Source organism: Variovorax sp. 20P10.2.4, from assembly GCF_058244205.1.
The window spans coordinates 1-2057 of record NZ_JBZAYE010000947.1 but is presented as its reverse complement, the minus strand read 5'-3'; the positions used below and the strand labels follow the sequence as shown (position 1 = coordinate 2057).

Sequence of the window (2057 nt, the reverse complement as noted above, 5' to 3'; positions counted from 1 at the left end):
GCCTCGGCCTCGTCCTGCTCGGCACCGCCGCGCTGCGTCTTGGTGACGAAGGGGATCGGCACCTTGGTCACGTAGACCGCGATACCCAGCGCGACGCCCAGGCCGAGCACCAGCCCGATGATCAGGCCGATGACGATGTTGCCGCGTTGTCTGGTTGTCTTCTTCATGGGGAGGGGGTTCACATCTTGCGCGGCGCGGTGACGCCGAGGATCGCGAGGCCATTGTGCAGCACCTGCGCGGTCGCGGCGACCAGCGCCAGGCGCGCCAGCTTCACGGCCTCGTCGTCGACCAGGATGCGCTCGGCGTCGTAGTAGCTGTGGTACGTGGCCGCCAGTTCGCGCAGGTAGAAGGTGACGTCGTGCGGCGCGAAATCCTTGGCCGCGGCGCTCAGCATCTCGGGGTACTTGGCCAGCAGCAGCATCAGCGACTGGGCCGCCGGGCTCTCGAGCGGCGCCAGGTCGACGCCCTGCAGCATGGCCGCGTCGCCGCCCCAGGCCGCGAGCACCGAGCAGATGCGCGCATGCGCGTACTGCACGTAGTACACCGGGTTGTCGTTGTTCTGCGCCACGGCCAGGTCGACGTCGAAGGTGTATTCGGTGTCGGGCTTGCGGCTCAGCAGGAAGAAGCGCACGGCGTCGGTGCTGGTCCACTCGATCAGGTCGCGCAGCGTGACGTAGCTGCCGGCGCGCTTGCTGATCTTGACCTCCTCGCCGCCCTTGGTGACGCGCACCATGGTGTGCAGCACGTAGTCGGGGTAGCCCTCGGGAATGCCCTCGCCGGCAGCCTGCAGCCCGGCGCGCACGCGCGCGATGGTGCCGTGGTGGTCGGTGCCCTGGATGTTGATGACCTTGTGGAAGCCGCGCTCCCACTTGGCGATGTGATAGGCGACGTCGGGCACGAAGTAGGTGTACGTGCCGTCCTGCTTCTTCATCACGCGGTCCTTGTCGTCGCCATAGTCCGTCGACTTGAGCCACAGCGCGCCGTCCTGCTCGTAGGTCTTGCCCGCGGCGACCAGCTGCGCCACCGCGCGCTCGACGCGGCCGCTGGTGTAGAGGCTGGACTCGAGGTAGTACTGGTCGAAGCGCACGCGGAAGGCCTGCAGGTCCAGGTCCTGCTCGCGGCGCAGGTAGGCGACGGCGAACTCGCGGATCGCCTCCAGGTCCTCGATGTCGCCGCTGGCCGTGACCTCGCGGTCCTCCGACTTCACGGTCTTCTTCGCGATGAAGTCGGCCGCGATGTCGGCGATGTAGTCGCCGTTGTAGGCCGCGGCCTTCTCGCCGCTCGGCCATTCGGCGTCGCCGGGCTTGAAGCCGCGCGCGCGCAGCTGCGTGCTGTTGGCCAGGGTCTGGATCTGCACGCCGGCGTCGTTGTAGTAGTACTCGCGCCAGACCTGCTCGCCCTGCGAGGCGCGCAGGTTGCAGATGGCGTCGCCGAGCGCGGCCTGGCGGCCGTGGCCCACGTGCAGCGGGCCGGTGGGGTTGGCCGAGACGAACTCGACCAGCACCTTCTCGCCGGTGGCCGGGCGCTGGCCGAAGGCGGCGCCGGCGTCGAGCACCTCGCGCACCACCTGCTGCTTGGCGGCGGTCTTCAGCCGGATGTTGAGGAAGCCGGGGCCGGCGATCTCGACCGCCTGCACCCACTGGGCGAAGGCGGGGGTGGCGAGCAGCGCGGCGCTCAGTTCCTCGGCGAGCTCGCGCGGCTTGCGGCCGAGCGGCTTGGCCAGCTGCATGGCGGCATTGCTGGCGAAGTCGCCGTGGGCCGCGACCTTGGGGGACTCGAACGCGGCCTTGAGGCCGGCGCCGGGCGAGAGGGATTCGAGCGTGTTCGCGAGCGCCGCGAGCAGCTCCTGTTTGACCAATAGCATCGGCGAATTTTACCGGGGGCAAACTCGGTCGCAGTTGACGATCGTCATCCGACCGTCCTCTTCGCCCGTTACGATGGTCAACCCCGAGGCGGGGCAGCCACTGTCACAACCCATTTGCAAGGACACACACCATGAAGAAGCTCCTTTCCCTGGTCGCCTCCACCATCGCGCTCGGCGCCTGCCTTTCCTTCGG

The 2057-nt window shown here is 68.6% G+C and carries 1 protein-coding gene and 1 pseudogene; both read right to left on the bottom strand.

What is annotated here, in order from left to right; all coding sequences use genetic code 11:
- A pseudogene (locus tag AC27VN_RS39765) lies at positions 1 to 167 on the bottom strand (SPOR domain-containing protein); the annotation flags it as partial.
- An 11-nt stretch (positions 168 to 178) separates the two neighbouring features.
- On the bottom strand, positions 179 to 1864 hold the full coding sequence (argS, locus tag AC27VN_RS39760) for an arginine--tRNA ligase (RefSeq protein ID WP_490880254.1): 1686 nt from the start codon (positions 1862 to 1864) through the stop codon (positions 179 to 181).
- Positions 1865 to 2057: the final 193 nt, after the last annotated feature.